The organism is Rhizobium skierniewicense Ch11 (genome assembly GCF_023757665.1).
GTDB lineage: Bacteria > Pseudomonadota > Alphaproteobacteria > Rhizobiales > Rhizobiaceae > Agrobacterium > Agrobacterium skierniewicense.
In genome coordinates this window covers 130,936-149,180 of the sequence record NZ_RXPG01000007.1, presented here as the reverse complement: position 1 = coordinate 149,180, position 18,245 = coordinate 130,936, and the positions used below count along the sequence as shown (strand labels likewise).

Below are 18,245 nucleotides of genomic sequence, written 5' to 3'. Positions count from 1 at the left end.
CTTGCAGCGAGTCGCCAGATCCGTCCCGAAAAAATACGGAGTCGGTTCAAGGGGTTAAAATTCTTTTAACCACAAGCTCTGGACAAGCCGAATCAGCTTTGATTCACTGGTGTCAGATTCGAGCGGCGGCGCTTCGAATGACACGAGGGACATCAAGGCGGGACAATGACGAACGTGCGGCGGGCGACTGCGGGCGATGATAGCTCGTATGCCAGAATAAGCGATGTAGCTGCATGGGGAGAAAAGTTTTCTGGTCTTATGGTGGGAATTGCCACCTGGCCAAAGAGCGGACTTCAGTTGCCCCAACTGGAAATGCTGCTTAAGCGGCTGATACCTGTTCTCATTCTGGCGTTTCTGATCGTTGTGGCAGCTTCGCGCATGCTGGGCATCATGGCGGAATCAGAGCGTATGGAAGGCTCTGCGCGGCAAGCGACGGCGCTTTCGGCCCTCGCTGCGCGGGCATCGCTCATCAGCGACGCGACACTCTTTGCCACGCAGAATCGGGTTGCAACGGAAGCGCGGCTGAACAGGGCATTCCCGGCGGGCAGCCTGAGCCAGGAGACCCTAATTCTGGTCGCGGGCAACAATGGTATTATCTTCGCTGGCGCTGGTGGCAAGACCCAAGGTTATCTTGGAACATCGCTCACCGGCCTTTTGCCGGAAATCGCCATCGTGAGGCGCTTTTCAGATGCGCCCGGCACCGTCGAAACCGATATCGAGGGTACGCCGCATTATGCGACCATGCTGCCACTCGGCGGCGATGGCGGCATGATCATCGCAGCGCGTTCGCTGGAGCCAATCCGCTCCTTTTGGCGTAGCGAAGTGGCCATGAACGTGACGCTGTTCACCGGTATTTCTGCCATTCTGCTCGTCATTCTCTATGCCTATTACATGCAGGTTAAACGGGCACGCACAGCGGACGACATCTTTCTGGAGTCCAACCTGCGCGTCGAAACCGCGCTGTCACGCGGGCGTTGCGGCCTTTGGGATTTCGATCTCTCGACACGTCGCATGTTCTGGTCCACGTCTCTGTATGAAATTCTCGGACTTCCGGCCAGAACAGAACCGCTATCGTTCAGCGATGCGGCGCGCATGATGCACTCGGAAGAGGGTAATCTTTACGAACTGGCCCGTGCCGTCGGCTGCGGGGAATTGCGCCAGATCGATCAGATTTTCCGCATGCGCCATGCTCATGGACACTATGTCTGGCTGCGGGCTCGTGCCCAGGTCATTCATACGTCAGCAGGCCTTCGCGTCATCGGCATCGCCATGGACATCACCGAGCAACATCGTCTGGCCCAGCGTTACGCCGAGGCCGACCAGCGCTTGGCTGACGCGATCGAAAGCACATCGGAAGCTTTTGTGCTGTGGGACAAAAATGACCGACTGGTCATGTGCAATGCCCACTTCCAGCAAGCCTACGGCCTGCCGGACAGCGTCTTGGTTGCAGGCACGGAACGCTCCGTGGTCAACGCGGCCGCCTGCCGCCCCGTGGTGGAGCGCCGCGTCGCGGATCCGGATCAGTCCGGCCTGTCACGCACCACGGAAGTGCAGCTCGCCGATGCGCGCTGGCTGCAGATCAACGAACGCCGCACCCGCGATGGTGGCCTGGTATCTGTGGGTACCAACATCACCCTTCTCAAGCGCCACGAAGAGCGCCTGCGCGATTCCGAAAAACGCTTGATGGCAACGATTGGGGACCTCTCATCCTCGCGCCACAAGCTTGAGCGACAGAAAACCGAACTCTCCGACGCCAATGCGCTCTACCAGGCGGAAAAAGAACGCGCCGAGGCGGCCAATATCGCCAAGTCCGAATTCCTCGCCAATATGAGCCATGAGCTACGCACGCCGCTCAACGCCATTCTCGGCTTCTCCGAGATTCTGCTCAACGAAATGTTCGGCCCCGTAGGGTCGCCGAAATATTCGGAATATGCTCGTGATATTCACGATAGCGGCAAGCATCTGCTCCACGTTATCAACGACATCCTCGACATGTCGAAGATCGAAGCGGGTCATATGCAGATCAATTGCGAGAAGGTCGATCTTGCACCTTTGGTCGAAGAGACGCTTCGCCTCACAGCCATTCAGGCGGCGCAGAAGAATATCTCCATCCAGCAGCGCGTCTGTGAGGACATGCACATGGCTGTCGATCGTCGCGCCATGAAGCAGATCATGCTCAACCTTCTGTCCAACGCGGTGAAATTTACCGGCGAAGGCGGACGGGTGGAGCTTCGCACCCACGTGCATCGGAACGGCCTGATGCTGACCATCGCAGATACCGGCATCGGCATCCCCGGCACGGCCATTAACAAGATCGGTCAGCCTTTCGAACAGGTTCAGAGCCAGTACGCAAAGAGCCAGGGCGGCTCGGGCCTGGGTCTTGCCATTTCTCGCTCACTGGTCAAACTACATGGCGGCACAATGAAAATCCGCTCCTGTGTGGGCAAGGGCACCGTCGTCGCATTGATGATACCGCATGCCGAAACCGTACAGCCGCTCGCGCCCGCTGCCGCCGGCTGACAACAAAAAAGGCGGGTCTTATCCACAGAGGGAGGACCCGCCTTTTCCATCACGGATCACAGGAGCATCAGGGTGCGGGGCGAAGCGTAAAACGGGTCAGTTCCGATGGGACACCCAAACGCAGCGCGAAGCCGGGCCACAGCGCCGTCCCATTGTTGACGTAGAGTTGCATGCCATCCACCTGATAGAAACCAGACACGAACCCGTTGTTTGCCCGCGCAACGATGCTGTGGAGCCCAAACACCATGCCGCCATGCGTATGGCCGGAAAGCTGCAACGCCACACCCATTTTGGCGTTACGCGCCGCTTCTTTTGGCTGGTGATCGAGGAGAATGATCGGCGCATTCTCCGGCGCTCCGTAAAGCGCCGCGGCAAGATCGGGCACCGGGAATGCCGTTCTGGCGGATGACAGATCAGTCACGCCTGCAATCACGATTTTTTCGCCGTTCCGCTCGATCACCGTATGTCCGTTGGCGAGCGTCGTCATGTTGAGACCCGAATAGTATTTCATCCACGCATTGTAGTCGAAGAAATATTCATGGTTTCCCGGAATGGTGAAAACACCGTCGCGCGCTTTCAGATTTGCCAGTGGCGCAATATCGGCACTGCGGGATTGAACGCTGCCATCGATCAGATCGCCGGTGATGACAATGAGATCGGGGTTCAACGCATTCGTTTTCTCCACCACGGATTTTGTCCACTCGGTCGAGAACAGTCGGCTGATGTGGAGATCTGTCAGTTGCACCATCTGGTAGCCATCGAAGGCAGGTGGCAAACCGGGAATGGCAACCTCGATATCCTTCAGCGGTGGAACGCGAATGGCTTGGCTCACGGCAAACGCGGAAAGCCCGAGCGCAACCAGTCCCATCGCATAGCGCACGCCAGGCGGGATCGCCGGGAAGTGGCCTTTAAACGGTAGCAGGATGATCGAGATGATATCGAGCGCAATCTGCATGAAGGCCAGCAACAGCAGAACGCCCACGAGGAAGTTGAATGCGATGACAAGCGGCCGAAAAAATTCAGGAGAAAAGACCGATCCCGACGACAGACGATTGAACAAGAGGTATTGGGAGCCGATCAGAAGGATCAATGCAAGACTGGCTTTGACAGACCACAACCATGGCAGCGGCTGGAGAAATCTGACGACAACCAGCAGCCACGGAATTCCGAAAATCAGATGAAACATGAATATGCCTTTGTGTTTGGTCTTGTCTACGCATGACGGACGCAAACGGATCAATCCATGATAGGGACGGATTGATCCGTGCTCTCACGCCGAAATCTGAACCAAAGGTGGGGTGTGAAACGCGATACGCAACGCGTTCAGCCGTTCTTCCTCACGTCGTAGCAAACAAAAGCAATCTTGTTGCCATCAGGGTCACGCGCATAGGCCGCATAGAAGCCTTCGCCATAATCGGGGCGCAAGCCCGGCGCGCCCTCGTCCGTTCCGCCATTCGCCATGGCGAGGGCGTGCAACCGGTCGATCATGTCCGATCCCGTTGTCAGAAACGCCGTCATGGCGCCATTGCCAATGCCTGCCTTGCCGCCATCGAATGGATAGCCCGTCGCAAAACGTGGCGCGTTCACATCCGTCTTGTCGCCCCAGAATACTGTCTGGTCATCCCTGTAGCACTGCTTCATGCCCATCTCGGTAAACACCGGATCGTGAAACCGCACGGCGCGGTCGAGGTCCGTCGTGCCGACCATGGTGTATCCAATCATCTTCAAGTCTCCAGTGAAGTTGGCAGATCCTATAAGTTAGACCTTGCCCACCACAACTGCCGAAAATGCCTTCCGCACAATTTTCGAGAGGCGTTTCACTTCGCCCTCCAGCGTGCCAATGTCGGGGCAGTCACCCGCCCGGCAGACAAGGTCGATCAACCCGGCTGGCGCTTGTTTCGGCTCGAAATCGCTGTCGATGCACAGGCGAATGATCTGGGAGAGTTCCGTAAAGAGGCCGAGCGCCACCATGCAATCGTCGTAGACGTGAGGCTCCATCGCCCGTTCCGCCACCCGTTTCCAGACGTCCGCCGTGCTCTCGCCCGCCACATGCGCTGGCAGACCTTCTCGAGGCGCGACCAAAGTCAGGTATTGCGCAACGAACTCCAGATCGACCAGACCACCGGGAATAAGCTTGAAATCCCAGTTATTGGCCGGCGGCTTTTCCGCGCCGATCAGCTTGCGCATTTCAGTGACGTCGGCAGATATCTGCGCTATGTCGCGCTTGTGGGAAAGAATGGACGCGATGATCCGTTCGGCATCCGCAATCAAGGACTTGTCTCCGCAGATCAGCCGCGCTCGTGAGAGGGCCATATGCTCCCAAGTCCAGGCCTCTTCGCGCTGGTATTTCTCGAACGTAGATATACGTGTCGCCACCGGCCCCTTGTTACCGGAGGGACGCAGTCGCATGTCCACCTCGTACAGCACGCCTTCTGCAGTCGGTGCAGACAGCGCCGCGATCAGTCGTTGCGTTATACGGGTGAAATATCTGACGGCATCGAGCGGCTTTGCTCCGTCGGATTGGGACGCGGCACCGTTGTAATCGTAAAGCAGGATCAGATCGACATCGGAGCCCGCCGTCAGTTCGAACGAGCCAAGCTTGCCCATGCCGACAACCGCCACGCGGCCGCCAGGATACGACCCATGAGCGGCCTCTATTTCGACCATCACCGCCATCAACGCCGCCTCGATAACAAGGTTGGCAAGATCGGTAAAGGCACGGCCCGCGACCTCCCCCCTGATGGCGCCAGTCAACAGTCTGACACCGATCAAAAAGCGCTGTTCGGCGGCGAAGATGCGCAACCGGTCGAGAATATCCTCATAGTGCCGCGCAGGCGCCAGAAAGCCCTGCATGCGCTGCCCGAGATAGTCGCGGGTCGGAATGTCCGTCATCAACCCGGGGTCCAGCATGCCATCGAACACGTGCGGGCGTGCCGCAATGATTTCCGCCAGACGCGGTGCAGATGCCATAATCGTCACCAGCAGCGACAAAAGGGCCGGATTGTTGCCCAGAAGCGAGAAGAGCTGAATGCCGGCAGGCAGGCCCGAGAGAAAATTGTCGAACCGCGACAGCGCCTCGTCGGCCCGCTTGCTTTTGCCGAAGGCCTGCAACAATTCCGGTGTCAGTTCCGTCAGTCGCTCGCGTGCCTCGACCGATTGTGTCGCCCGGTAACGCCCATTGTGCCAGGTACGGATGACGCGCGACATATCCTGCGGCCGTTCGAAACCCAGCCGTGCCAGCGTCTTCAGCGTATCGGGGTCATCTCTTTGCCCGGTAAAAACCAGATTGCCGCTTTCCCCTGACAGCCTGGTTTCCTGCTCGAACAGGGCCGAATATTTCCGCTCGACGAGCCGCAAAACACCTTCCAGCTTGTCGGAGAAAGCCTTTGTATCGCCAAAGCCCAGCATGAAGGCGATACGCTTCAACTCCACTTCGGTGTCCGGCAAGATATGGGTCTGCTCGTCGCGCACCATCTGAATGCGGTGCTCCACCTCGCGTAAAAACCAATAGGCATCCGTCAGCTTGTCGCGTGTCCCCGCGTCGATCCACTTCGCCTCCGTCAGCGCCGAAAGGGCCTCCTGCGTCGAGCGCACCCGCAGCGGTGCCATCCGCCCGCCCGCGATCAGTTGCTGTGTCTGCGCAAAGAACTCGATCTCGCGAATACCGCCACGCCCGAGCTTGACGTTGTGACCCTTCACCGCAATCGCGCCGTGACCCTTGTGCGCATGAATTTGCCGTTTGATGGAGTGGATATCGGCAATCGCCGCATAGTCGAGATATTTCCGAAACACGAAGGGCGTCAGTTCCCGCATGAAACCCTCCCCAGCCTTGATGTCTCCCGCCACCGGCCGCGCCTTGATATAGGCCGCCCGCTCCCAGTTCTGGCCCCTGCCCTCGTAATAGGTCAGCGCCGCCTCGACCGGTATGGCAAGCGGTGTCGATCCGGGGTCCGGGCGCAGCCGTAGATCCGTGCGAAACACATAGCCGTCTGCCGTACGCTCCTGCATGATGCGGATCAGCCGACGCATCATCCGTCCAAAAATTTCCAGCGCATCCAGCGGATCCGGCACGATGCCAGCCGACGGTTCGAAGAACACGACAGCATCGATATCGGACGAATAGTTCAGCTCCTGCGAGCCCAGCTTTCCCATGCCCAACACGATGAGGCCAGACCCCTCGCTGGGTGCGTCGGCATTTTTAAGTTCCAATTTTCCGCTTTGGTGGTTGGAAAGCAGCAAATGGTCGATGGCTGCGGCTAGGCTCGCATCTGCCATGTCGCTCAGCCACCGCGTGGTGTCTTGTGCCACGAAGATGCGCCCCAAGTCGGCAAGTGCAGCGATGAAGGAAAGCCGTCGTTTGGCAACGCGCAGCCGTGTCATGACCTCCGCCTCACTGGGAACGACACCGTCACCATCCGGTCGCCAGCAAGCGCGGGCATCGTCAACCAGACGCGCGAGTGTCGTATCAAGCGGTCCTGATATCGCCAGCGTCAGCAATCCCTCGTCCGACACCGCCGCATCGCGTAGATAGGGCGACAGGGAAAGCGCCTGAGCCACGAAATCCTTGAGCGGCCTGTCGCTTGCCAGAAGCGCTGCAACGTCGGGTTCGCTCTTGCCGATATCCTTTAATGTGGAGAGAACGGACTTCAGCTCGGCCTGCGTATGCGCGCGAATGACGTCGGACTGCACATCGTCCAGCCGTTTTCCGTTGATTGCCATCTGAGACATGGTCTCTCTCCCTACCCGCTGAATACCAATCCTTTTTGGAATCGGCCGCTTTGTTTTTAGGGACGACCTTAAGGTGTAGAGACAGGAAAAACCATCGAAACAGTCAGGCCCGGGGCTTGGCCGTTGTCGGGATCGGTGTCTGAGAGCCGCAGTGAACCGCCATGCAGCTCCATCACGGCCTCGACCAGCGAAAGCCCAAGACCAGTGCCTGGCTTGGAGCGGCTTTCGTCCAGCCGCACGAAACGCTTGATGACTTCGTCGCGCTTGTCAGCGGGCACACCAGGTCCGTTATCGGCAACAGAGAGCACGATGTCATCATCCTGCCTCACCAGACGCACGGAAAGACCCTTTTTGCCGTCATGTCCACCAGCATATTTGATGGCGTTGTCGATGAGATTGGTCAGCGCCTGACCGATCAGTTCGCGGTTTCCCTGCACGATCAGTCCGGGCGTGATGTCAGCGGTGAGCGTCAAGCCTTCCTCGTCGGCTACCGGTTCGTAAAGCTCGGCGCTATCCTCGGCGATGGCTGATATGTCGACATCGCTCATTTCGGCGGCAATAGAGCCAGCTTCGACACGAGAAATCATCAGAAGCGCATTGAAGGTGCGGATCAACTGGTCGGATTCGGCAATGATGCCTTCCAGTGCCGCCCGGCGCTTTCCGTCATCGCGGTCCTCAAGTGCCTCAGTTGCCTTGTTGCGCAAACGTGTGAGCGGCGTTTTAAGGTCATGGGCGATGTTGTCGGAGACCTGCCGCAGGCCTTCGTTGAGCTTTTCAATGCGGCCCAGCATCGCGTTGAGCGAACCAGAGAGCCGGTCGAATTCGTCGCCGGAGCGTCCCTGCGGCAGGCGCTGCGAGAGATCGCCCGCCATGATCTTCTTCGTCGCAGCCGACATGCGGTTGATGCGTTTCAGCGCATTGCGCCCGATCGCAAACCAGATCAGAACCGCGCCGCCACCCATGATAGCCAGCGCCACCATCAGAGCGTTGCGCACCAGCAATCGGAATTTCGTCGGCTCACCCAGATCGCGACCCACCAGAATGCGCAGGCCGTTATCGAGGCGGAAGATATTGGCGGTGGCCAGATGCTTCACGGCACCGCCGCTTTCGGAATAGCGCTCGTAACCGAACGGAAACTCCGTCCAGCCTTCCTTGTCGAAAACACCGGGCTGTACCGACGCAACGTTGCCTGCCAGAATTTCACCGTTTGGCCCTGCAATCACGTAAAGGCTCGCACCCGGCTGGCGCGCACGCCGCTCCATCATCCGCAAGAGCGGGTTGATGCCACCGCGATTATAGACACGCTGGACGTCGTTGACTTCCTGCTGCACGGCGTCACGCGTCTGCTGGTTCAGCAACCCCTCGGACAGCGCCGTTACATAGAAAACAAGGAAGGCGGCACAAAGGGCAAAAAGCAGGATATAAAGCGCAGACAGGCGCACCGCCGTCGAGCTGAACAGAAGACGAAGACGGGCCATGAACGGGCGTTACCCCTCATCCTTCATCATATAGCCAGCGCCGCGAATGGTTTTCAGCAGCGGTTTGTCGAAGTCCTTCTCGATTTTCGAGCGAAGGCGCGACACATGCACGTCGATGACGTTCGTCTGCGGATCGAAGTGGTAGTCCCAGACATTTTCCAGAAGCATCGTGCGGGTCACCACTTGGCCAGCGTTTTTCATCAGATATTCCAGCAGACGAAATTCGCGCGGCTGCAGCAAGATTTCCTTGCCGCCCCGGCGCACGTCATGAGAGAGACGGTCCAGCTCCAGATCACCGACCCGGTAGACCATATCCTGCTCCGGTTTGCCCTTGCGACGACCCAACACCTCGATTCGCGCCAGAAGCTCACTGAACGCATAGGGTTTCGGAAGGTAGTCGTCGCCACCGGCGCGAAGGCCCGTCACACGGTCATCCACCTGCCCTAGAGCAGACAGGATCAGCACCGGCGTTTCGATCCCGCGACGACGCAACTCGCTGATGACGGAGAGCCCGTCCCGGCGTGGCAGCATGCGGTCGATAACCATCACGTCGTAGGCGTTCTCGACACCCATAAACAGGCCGCTCTCACCATCGCTGGCGTGATCGGCGACAATACCAGCTTCCCGAAAGGCCTTGGTCATATAGGCCGCAGCTTCCAGATCATCTTCGATAACGAGAATCTTCATGTGGGGGACAATAGCGTCCTCCGCCTTCCCCGCACAACCGGAAACAGAGGGCTTACGGTCGTCTTGAGCATGACTTTCCATATTCTGCGCTCCTGATCGATGGTGCGGCCCGTAAAATGAAAGGCGGAAAGGGAAAACCCTTCCCGCCGCGTGTGTTTATCAACCCTGGTCGATATCCAGCGCGATGAAGCGGCTGCCTTCATCGGTTTGTATCTGGAAGAGAGCCTTGGAACGGCCGTCCTTCTTGGCCTGCGACAGAATCTTCTCGACATCGCCAGCAGAAGCGACCTGCTGATTGTTGACCGAGGTGATCTTCTCGCCGCTCTTCAGGCCACGGGCCGCCGCGTCGGAGTCAGGATCGACATCGGTGATGGCAAGACCCGCTCCGTCATCGGACGGTGCAACCGTCAGACCAAGGCTGGACAGCGCCTTTTCGCTGGAAGGCTGGCCGCCTTTGTCGTCACTCTGGCTGGTCGGTGCCTTGGAGGCATCGTCGCTGGCAAGATCGCCCAGCGTCACGGTCACGGGCTGCGATTTACCGCTGCGCCACAGAGAGAGCTCCACCTTGGTGTTCGGCTCCATCGCACCGATGCGGCGTGAAAGATCGCGGGCGTCCTTCACCGTATCGCCATTGAGCGCGGTGATGATATCGCCCTGCTTGATCCCTGCCTTGTCACCCGGAGAACCCGCCTGCGGCGCAACCACAAGCGCACCGCTCGCCTCTGCAAGACCCAGCGATTCAGCGATATCCTTGCTCACGGGCTGAATTTGCACACCCAGCCAGCCGCGCGCGACCTTACCGTCCTTGATCAGGTCCTGAATGACGTCCCTGGCGACGGAGGCCGGAATAGCGAAGGCAATACCGACGTTGCCCCCCGACGGAGAGAAGATCGCGGTGTTGATACCGATGACTTCACCGTTGAGGTTGAAGGCAGGTCCACCGGAGTTGCCGCGGTTCACAGCTGCGTCGATCTGGAGGTAATCGTCATAGGGACCAGAACCGATATCGCGACCACGTGCCGAGATGATACCTGATGTCACCGTGCCGCCGAGACCGAACGGATTGCCCACGGCAACCACCCAGTCACCGACGCGAATTTTGCTGTCGTCGGCAAACTGCACATAGGTAAACTTGCGGTTCACGTCTACTTTCAGCACGGCCAGATCGGTGCGGCTATCGCGACCGACCAGTTTGGCGTCGAGTTCGGTGCCGTCATTCATAACGATCGTGTAGGCAGAACCATCATCGACAACGTGGTTGTTGGTAACGATATAGCCATCTTCAGAAATGAAGAAGCCAGATCCCTGTGCCGTCGGGCGCAAGGGGCCCTTACCGTCGCGCTGGCCTTTTGGACCACGGTCGGCGCGCTTGTCACCTTCACCGGCACCCGGTCCGCCGAACTCCTTGAAGAAACGCTTCAGCGGATGATCGTCGGGAAGCTGATCGAGGCCACGGCCGCCGAAATTGAACGAATAACCATTGCTGTCGTCGGATGCAGGCTGCACATTGGATTGAACGCGCACCGAGACAACTGCGGGAGAAACCGCGTCGACGACGTTTGCAAAGCTTGGCACCTGCGGCGCCGTCACTTCAACGGGTACTGCGAAAGAATGAGCGATTGGCCCGGCGACGCCGGTCGTCAGCATCAGAGCCGCCAGACCGCCGACAGCGGAAGACTTGAGAATCGTCTTCAATGAGGGACGTCCGTTTTTAGACTGCAACATGGAACTTACCTTCTTTCTTCATTCTGACTGGAGCCCCGGTGGATCGGGGAAGCGGTGGATGACAAAAGATATAGGTACCCGCACCTTACAGCGAAGTGTCTGGCGCGTGAAAAATTCGTAATGTTGGGAGGTTTGCGGAAGAGAGGGCTATGAGTGGATCACAAAACGTTGAAATATCATGTTTTTTATCTCTGTCGTCAGCCCCACAATATAGGGCGGTGCGCTCGGCTTATCCCCCTCTGCCCTCCAACAAATCGCTGATCCGAGCCTCTTCATCCACCGTCAGCTTCTGCCCCTCGGAAACAGCCGCACGACGCCGGGCAAAAACGAAAATCGAGGTTACGCCGACCAGGATCAGTGCAATGGGCGCACCCCAAAGGGCAATGGTACGGGCGCTGACGCGCGGCTTCAGCAGCACGAATTCGCCATATCGGGACACGACATAATCGATCACCGCCTCGTCGCTATCACCTTTCGTCAACCGCTCGCGCACCAGCACCCGCAGATCACGCGCCAGCTCGGCATTGCTGTCATCGATGGACTGGTTTTGGCACACCATGCAGCGCAGTTGAACGGTCAATGCCCGCGCCCGCGCCTCAAGCGCAGGGTCAGCCAGGACTTCGTCGGGATTGAAGGCGAAGGCCGGGAGTGCCGTCAGGAAAAGTGTGAGAAAAACGACGAACTTTGCAGAAAAAACTCTCATTCCGCCGCACCCAGCACGACATCGTTCACAGCAGCCTTCGCCTTGCGCCGGGGCGCACCGACACGCAACCGTCGGTCCGACAGTGAAACCAGCCCGCCGATCATCATGAAGATCGTACCGCCCCAGATGCACAGAATGAACGGCTTCCACCAGATACGCACCACCATGCCGCCATCGGCCATCGGGTCTCCCAGCGAAACGTAAAGCTGCGAAAGGCCAAAGGTCATGATGCCGGCTTCGGTCGTGGGCATACGCCGCGCCGTATAGAGCCGTTTGGAAGACCAGACATCCGCCGCTTCGATGCCGCCCTTGCGGGCCGTGAAATGGCCGCGATCCTCGGTGTAATTCGGGCCGACATGGCTGCGAATGCCGTCGAAGGTCAGACTGTAGCCACCCGCATCCACCGCCATGCCCTGTTTCATTTCGACGACGGTTTCCGTTTCGAACGTGGTCACGATCACGATACCGAGCACCGTCACGCCCAGACCCATATGCGCCAACGTCGTGCCGAATGTCGAACGCGGCAATCCTTTCAGACGTCGCAACGCGATGCCGAAATTGAGCTTGCCGAAATTGGCCCGGTACCACAGATCGGCCAGCGCCCCAAAGATCAGCCAGAAACCGGCGACCATGCCGAGCACGGCCATGATAGGCCCGCCATGTTCGATGTACCACATCGTCAGGCCTGCAACCCCGGCCAATGCCGCTGCCACATACAGCCGCTGGAATGCACCCAGCAGATCACCGCGTTTCCATGCCATCATCGGCCCGAACGGCGTCACGATCAGAATGGGGATCATCAACAGGCCGAATGTCAGGTTGAAGAATGGCGCACCGACGGAAATCTTGCTCCCGGTCAACGTTTCCAAAGCCAGCGGGTACAACGTGCCGATCAGCACAGTGGCAGTCGATACGGTCAGGATCAGGTTGTTGAGAACCAGCGCACCCTCACGCGAAACCGGCGCGAATAGCCCGCCTGCTTTCAGCACCGGTGCGCGCCAGGCAAACAGCGAAAACGCGCCGCCAATGAAGATCATCAGAATGCACAGAATGAAAATACCACGGCTGGGGTCGGTGGCGAAGGCATGCACCGATGTCAGCACGCCGGATCGCACGAGGAACGTGCCCAGCAGCGACAGCGAAAAGGTCATGATCGCCAGCAGCACGGTCCAGATTTTCAGCGCCTCGCGCTTTTCCATCACCAGCGCGGAATGCAGCAGAGCCGTTCCCGCCAGCCACGGCATGAAGGACGCATTTTCCACCGGGTCCCAGAACCACCAGCCACCCCAACCGAGTTCGTAATAGGCCCAGTAGGAGCCCATCGAAATACCCGCTGTCAGGAAGGTCCATGCCGCCAGCGTCCAGGGCCGCACCCATCGCGCCCAGGCGGCATCGATGCGCCCTTCCATCAGGGCCGCGACCGCGAAGGAAAAACACACGGAGAAGCCGACATAGCCGAGATAGAGCAAGGGCGGGTGGATCGCCAGACCGAAATCCTGAAGGACCGGATTGAGGTCCTGGCCCTCCGCAGGCACCGGCGAAAGTCGTGCGAACGGATTGGAGGTGAGCAGAATGAACAGCAGAAACGCTGTCGTCACCCATGCCTGCACCGCCAGCACATTGGCCCGCAGGGTATCGGGCAGATTGCGGCCATAGACGGCCACCATCGCGCTGAACAATACGAGGATCAAAAGCCACAACAGCATCGATCCCTCATGGTTGCCCCACACACCGGTCAGCTTGTAGAGCATCGGCATCAGCGAATGGGAATTCTCATAGACGTTTTTGAGGGAGAAATCCGACACCGCATAAGCGTGTGTCAGTGCCGCAAACGCAATGCCCACCAGCAGAAACAAAAGAACCGAACCAATGGGGGCAATGTCCATCAGCGCCTTGTCGTTGCGGCGCGCGCCAAACACCGGCAGCGTGGAGACGACAAGCGCCACACCCAGCGCCAGCACCAGAGCATAATGGCCGATTTCGGTGATCATCGCGTTGCTCCGGTTTTGGCGGTTCCGTCCGGTGCCTGCTGCCAGAGACCCTTGTCCTTCAGGCGGTCGGCGACTTCCTTGGGCATATAGTTTTCGTCATGCTTGGCCAGCACGCTGTCGGCTACGAACGCATGGCTGGCAGCGTCGAACGTGCCCTCTGTCACCACGCCCTGCCCCTCGCGAAACAGGTCCGGCAGAATGCCGGTATAGCTCACCGGCACGCTCGCCCCACCATCCGTCACTGCAAAGCTTACCGTGCGGCCCTTGCCACGCTTGACCGATCCTTCAGCCACCAGCCCGCCAAGTCGAATGCGCGTTCCCGGCCCGATGGTCGTCTTCTCCAGATCGCCAGGCATATAGAAATAGGCAATGGATTGCCCGAAAGCGAACATCACCAGAAACGCAGCAATCGTGATGAAGCTGACACCGCCGCCGATAATGGCAAGTCTTTTCTGTTTGCGGGTCATTGCGTCACTCCCTGCGCGTCCACGCCAAGCTGCTGCGCCAGTGCCAGCAACTGCCTGCCCTGATCCCCCGAGGGCGGAAAGACTTTCAGGCCTTCGGCCAGAGCCTGTTTCGCCTTCTCGTCGTTCTTCAACATGGCGTAGGAACGCACCAGCCGCATCCAGCCCTCGAAATTATCGGGGTTTTCCTTCAGCCGCGCGTCTAGGCTTTCCACCATGCCCGCCACCATCGCCTGCCGGCCTTCGCTCGACATGTTGCTGGCGGCAGCCACATCCTCGGCACTGGGACCACTTGGGCCACTGGGACCACCCGGCGCCTGGCGTGTCGGCGCCGCCGCCATGTCGGCACCGCCGGTGTTTTGCAGATGCGCCTGCACCAGCGGTATCCACGGCGCGCCTTCGGGCGAATCCTTCAACAACGTGACAAAGGCCTGCCTTGCCTCATCCGTCTTGCCCGCCTGCTCCAGCGAAAGCGCCAGATAGAAGCGTACACGCGGATTGCCGGGGCTCATCTTTTCCGCATCTTCCAGCGCGGTGCGTGCGTCATCAACGACCACCCCTTCGTTGGCGGCGATCAGCGTTTCGGCAAGCCCGGTCAGGCGTGACGCATTTTCACCCTGGAGACGGATCGCAGTGCGGTACGCCATTTCGGCATCGCCCAGACGCATCGTCTTGAAATAGATCGGAGCCAGCACGTCCCACCCGGCGCCATCGGCAGGGTTCTGCGCCAGATGCCGTTCGGCCCTGGCAATCATCAGGTTCATATCGTTACCAGGTTTTTCCAGCCGCGCGGCAAGCGGCATGTCCGGCATGTTGGGCGTGCCCATAAACAAGTAAAGACAGAGCCCCATCAGTGGCAACAGCACCGTGACAATGCTCGCCAGCGCATTGTGTCGGCGTGGCGAGATCGATGATGTCCCGTCGGTTTTAACGGGTGCAGCCGCAAGAAGGCGCCGCCCGATTTCGCCGCGGGCATATTCAGCTTCGGTCTCGCCGATCAGCCCGCTGTCACGCTCGCGCTGCAATTCGGCAAGTTGGTCGCGGTAAACCGCCACCTCGCCCTCACGGGCATTGTCGGCTGCGCCGTTGCTGCGCATCAGCGGATAGGTCAGAATGATGGCGACAGCCGCCGTCAACAGGGCGATGATAATCCAGAACATGCCGTTTCAATTACTCGAATGCGCGCTGCTTTGAAACAAGCCACAGCAGGATGACGTGAATTTGAGACACTATGCCGCCGGAACCGTTCTGACAAAAGATCGAAACCCGTCGACATGCACCAGCCTCTTCTAACGATCAGCCCTGTCCCTGCCTTGGCACGGGTCGACCAGCCGTCAGATCAACGGCGTCCAGGTGCCATCGGTGTTGCGACAGGCGGCACCGCGGACTTTTGCCTGTTTGCCATCAACCGTCAGATCATGGGTGTATTGTCGACAGTTCTGGTTTCCGACCTGATACGGCGCATTGGCAACAACCTCGCCGCGCGTATCACCGCTGCCCCACACCACGGCCTGGCCGCCAGGCGCTGTTTCCAGCGCACGATACTCCGCTTCCAGCGCCCTGTTGAAATCACCGCGATCCAGTTGAAGCCCACTTCTGCCGACAATGCCGCCCTGAAGGCTGGAAATGTAGGGCGTAGACGCTCCTCCACCGCGCCCCAGCAATCCGCCACCGGACGCGCGCGTATTGGACGTTGTGCACGAACTGAGAACGGACAGGCAGACCAGCGAAAGCACAGCAGGGCGTATGATATTGGAGTTTATCCCGGCAAATCCGGTTTTGCCCACCACGTCAACCAAGAATACACTCCTTATCAACGCGCCATTCTGGCGCGGTCCTGCGTCAAGAAATGTCTTGCCAGTTTTTGGCCATCATGCAAGCTCTTTCGAAAGCCCCGGGAGAAGCAACTCCGCTTTCAGTCCGCCCAGCGGGCCGCGCGACATGGCAAAGGTACCGTGGTACTCAGAAACCACCTCGCTGACGATGGATAGACCAAGCCCCGTCCCTGGCCGGCTTTCGTCCAGGCGTCTGCCGCGTTTCATGGCTTCGGTAATCTGCTCCGGCTCCAAACCCGGCCCATCGTCTTCCACCAGCAGCGTCACCCACGACCTGCGGGTCACGTCCGGGTCTGAAGACGGGGGCGAACCGCTGACGACCGTTATCACCACCTTGGTGGCAGCAAACCGCGCCGCGTTTTCCAGCAGGTTGCCAACCGCCTCTTCCAGATCCTGCTGCTCCATCGCCAGAATCACGTCCGGGTGCTGCATGTCCAGCTGGAATGTCTTGTCCGGGTTGAGGCGGCGCATCACGCGCATCAGCCGCTCCAGTGCCGGCTCTGCTTCCACCCGCGCCAGAATGGAGCCGCGTTGCGCGGCAATGCGGGCGCGGGAAAGATAGGACTGCACCTGCGCCTGCATCGCATCCACCTGCCCCCGCACCAGATCGCCATGATGGCTGTCCAGTGTCCGGGCCTCGTTCAACAGAACGGCAATCGGCGTTTTCAGCGAGTGCGCCAAATTGCCGACCTGCATGCGCGCCCGCTCCACAAGACGCCGGTTGCTTTCGATCAGCGCATTCACTTCTGTTGCCAAAGGCTGGATTTCACGCGGGAATTCGCCCTCCAGCCGCTCCGCCTCGCCGCCCCGGATCTTGCCCAGCGCAACACGTGCCTTGTCCAGCGGTCGCAAACTGTAGAGAATGGCAAGGCCGTTGACGACAAGGCTGCCAACACCGAAGACGGCCAGCGCCAGATAGAGGCTGTTGGAAAAGTCGCTGACATCGTCTTCCACGACGTTGAGGTTGCCGGTCACGCGAAAACGCGCTGCTCGTCCTTCGCCATCCAGAACCACCTCGGTTTCAGCCACTTGCACACGGTTTCCGGCTTCATCCGTAATGACGTAATAGCGCTCATAGCGATTGTCGAAGGGAACATCCAGAATGCCTGGAACCGGCAGCGTCGAAACGCCAAGCGAAGACGAGACAAGCGGGGCTGTCTGGAAATTACCCAACGGCTCCACCACCCAGTACCAGCCGGTATCAGGCTGCGAAAATCGCAGGTCACCCAGTTGCGGGCTGCCGGCCAGCGTATTTTCGTTGGAAACGGTAATGGAATTGATGACGTTGTAGAGTTGGGCGCGCAGCAAGTCGGTAAAGCTACGCTCCACGCCCTGCCGGTAGAGCGTGGAGATCACCACCGCGATCACCACCAGTGCCAGGGCAGACCATGCCGAGGCCAGCAGCAGAACGCGGGCGGTGAGTGAGTTACTTCGCATCTGCGGGCGCTTGCATCCGGTAGCCAAGACCACGGATGGTCTCGATCAGATCGACACCCAGTTTTTTACGCAGACGTCCGACGAAAACTTCGATCGTATTGGAATCCCTGTCGAAATCCTGATCGTACATATGCTCGACCAGCTCGGTGCGCGACACCACCTCACCCATGTGGTGCATGAGATAGGATAGAAGCCGAAACTCGTGAGACGTCAGTTTCAGTGTCACGCCATTGACGGTCGCCTTGGAGGATTTCGTATCGAGCCGCACCGGGCCGCAGGTAATCTCGGATGACGCATGTCCGGCTGCGCGGCGGATCAGCGCGCGCACGCGCGCCAGAATTTCTTCCACGTGGAAAGGCTTTGTCACATAGTCGTCGGCGCCGGCATCGATACCTGCGACCTTGTCGCTCCAGCGGTCACGCGCGGTGAGGATCAGGACCGGCATGGACTTGCCGCTTGCACGCCATTTCTCGACGACGGTAATGCCATCCATCTGCGGCAGGCCGATATCAAGAACGATCGCGTCATAGGGCTCGGTGTCACCAAGATAATGCCCCTCTTCGCCATCGAAGGCCTGATCAACGACATAACCCGCTTCTTTCAGCGCGTCGGTCAGCTGTCGATTGAGGTTTGTATCGTCCTCGACCACGAGAATGCGCATCATCAGTCCCTTTTCA

The 18,245-nt window shown here is 59.1% G+C and carries 14 protein-coding genes; 1 reads left to right on the top strand and 13 read right to left on the bottom strand.

Annotation, left to right across the window (positions count from 1 at the left end; genetic code table 11):
* The first annotated feature begins 165 nt into the window (after window positions 1–165).
* Window positions 166–2,520 (top strand): PAS domain-containing sensor histidine kinase, encoded by a 2,355-nt coding sequence (locus tag EKM04_RS07710; RefSeq protein WP_183897030.1) that lies wholly within the window; start codon window positions 166–168, stop codon window positions 2,518–2,520.
* Window positions 2,521–2,587: 67 nt separating this feature from the next.
* Here the strand turns inward: EKM04_RS07710 and EKM04_RS07705 are convergent, their stop codons facing one another.
* The 13 genes from EKM04_RS07705 to EKM04_RS07645 all read right to left on the bottom strand — a co-directional run bounded on the left by EKM04_RS07705 (window position 2,588) and on the right by EKM04_RS07645 (window position 18,229).
* Window positions 2,588–3,706: a metallophosphoesterase gene (locus EKM04_RS07705; RefSeq protein WP_174152476.1), complete on the bottom strand. Its 1,119-nt coding sequence runs from the start codon at window positions 3,704–3,706 to the stop codon at window positions 2,588–2,590.
* Between the two features lie 137 nt (window positions 3,707–3,843).
* On the bottom strand, window positions 3,844–4,242 hold the full coding sequence (locus EKM04_RS07700; RefSeq protein ID WP_183897031.1) for a VOC family protein: 399 nt from the start codon (window positions 4,240–4,242) through the stop codon (window positions 3,844–3,846).
* Window positions 4,243–4,278: 36 nt separating this feature from the next.
* On the bottom strand, window positions 4,279–7,239 hold the full coding sequence (locus EKM04_RS07695) for a bifunctional [glutamine synthetase] adenylyltransferase/[glutamine synthetase]-adenylyl-L-tyrosine phosphorylase (protein ID WP_412762985.1): 2,961 nt from the start codon (window positions 7,237–7,239) through the stop codon (window positions 4,279–4,281).
* Window positions 7,240–7,316: 77 nt separating this feature from the next.
* Window positions 7,317–8,726 (bottom strand): sensor histidine kinase, encoded by a 1,410-nt coding sequence (locus EKM04_RS07690; RefSeq protein ID WP_183897033.1) that lies wholly within the window; start codon window positions 8,724–8,726, stop codon window positions 7,317–7,319.
* 9 nt (window positions 8,727–8,735) lie between these two features.
* Window positions 8,736–9,494: a response regulator transcription factor gene (locus tag EKM04_RS07685; protein WP_174152473.1), complete on the bottom strand. Its 759-nt coding sequence runs from the start codon at window positions 9,492–9,494 to the stop codon at window positions 8,736–8,738.
* Between the two features lie 78 nt (window positions 9,495–9,572).
* Complete coding sequence (locus EKM04_RS07680; protein ID WP_183897034.1) at window positions 9,573–11,138, bottom strand: Do family serine endopeptidase; 1,566 nt, start codon at window positions 11,136–11,138, stop codon at window positions 9,573–9,575.
* A gap of 229 nt (window positions 11,139–11,367) precedes the next feature.
* Complete coding sequence (locus EKM04_RS07675; protein ID WP_174152471.1) at window positions 11,368–11,841, bottom strand: cytochrome c-type biogenesis protein; 474 nt, start codon at window positions 11,839–11,841, stop codon at window positions 11,368–11,370.
* Complete coding sequence (locus tag EKM04_RS07670; protein WP_183897035.1) at window positions 11,838–13,832, bottom strand: heme lyase CcmF/NrfE family subunit; 1,995 nt, start codon at window positions 13,830–13,832, stop codon at window positions 11,838–11,840. Before EKM04_RS07670 ends, EKM04_RS07675 begins: the two co-directional genes overlap by 4 nt.
* Window positions 13,829–14,299 carry a cytochrome c maturation protein CcmE gene (ccmE, locus tag EKM04_RS07665; RefSeq protein WP_183897036.1) on the bottom strand — a complete coding sequence of 157 codons (471 nt, stop codon included), beginning with the start codon at window positions 14,297–14,299 and terminating at the stop codon, window positions 13,829–13,831. The genes EKM04_RS07670 and ccmE overlap by 4 nt, the downstream gene beginning before the upstream one ends.
* Window positions 14,296–15,456, bottom strand: a complete 1,161-nt coding sequence (ccmI, locus tag EKM04_RS07660; protein WP_183897037.1) for a c-type cytochrome biogenesis protein CcmI — start codon at window positions 15,454–15,456, stop codon at window positions 14,296–14,298. Before ccmI ends, ccmE begins: the two co-directional genes overlap by 4 nt.
* Window positions 15,457–15,630: 174 nt before the next feature.
* Window positions 15,631–16,095, bottom strand: a complete 465-nt coding sequence (locus EKM04_RS07655; protein WP_210290144.1) for an RT0821/Lpp0805 family surface protein — start codon at window positions 16,093–16,095, stop codon at window positions 15,631–15,633.
* 72 nt (window positions 16,096–16,167) lie between these two features.
* The gene (locus EKM04_RS07650) at window positions 16,168–17,568 is read right to left on the bottom strand and encodes an ATP-binding protein (RefSeq protein WP_183897038.1); all 1,401 of its coding nucleotides are present in this window, start codon (window positions 17,566–17,568) and stop codon (window positions 16,168–16,170) included.
* A complete protein-coding gene (locus tag EKM04_RS07645; protein ID WP_174152779.1) occupies window positions 17,558–18,229 on the bottom strand; it encodes a response regulator transcription factor in 672 nt (223 codons plus the stop codon). Before EKM04_RS07645 ends, EKM04_RS07650 begins: the two co-directional genes overlap by 11 nt.
* Between the last annotated feature and the right edge of the window lie 16 nt (window positions 18,230–18,245).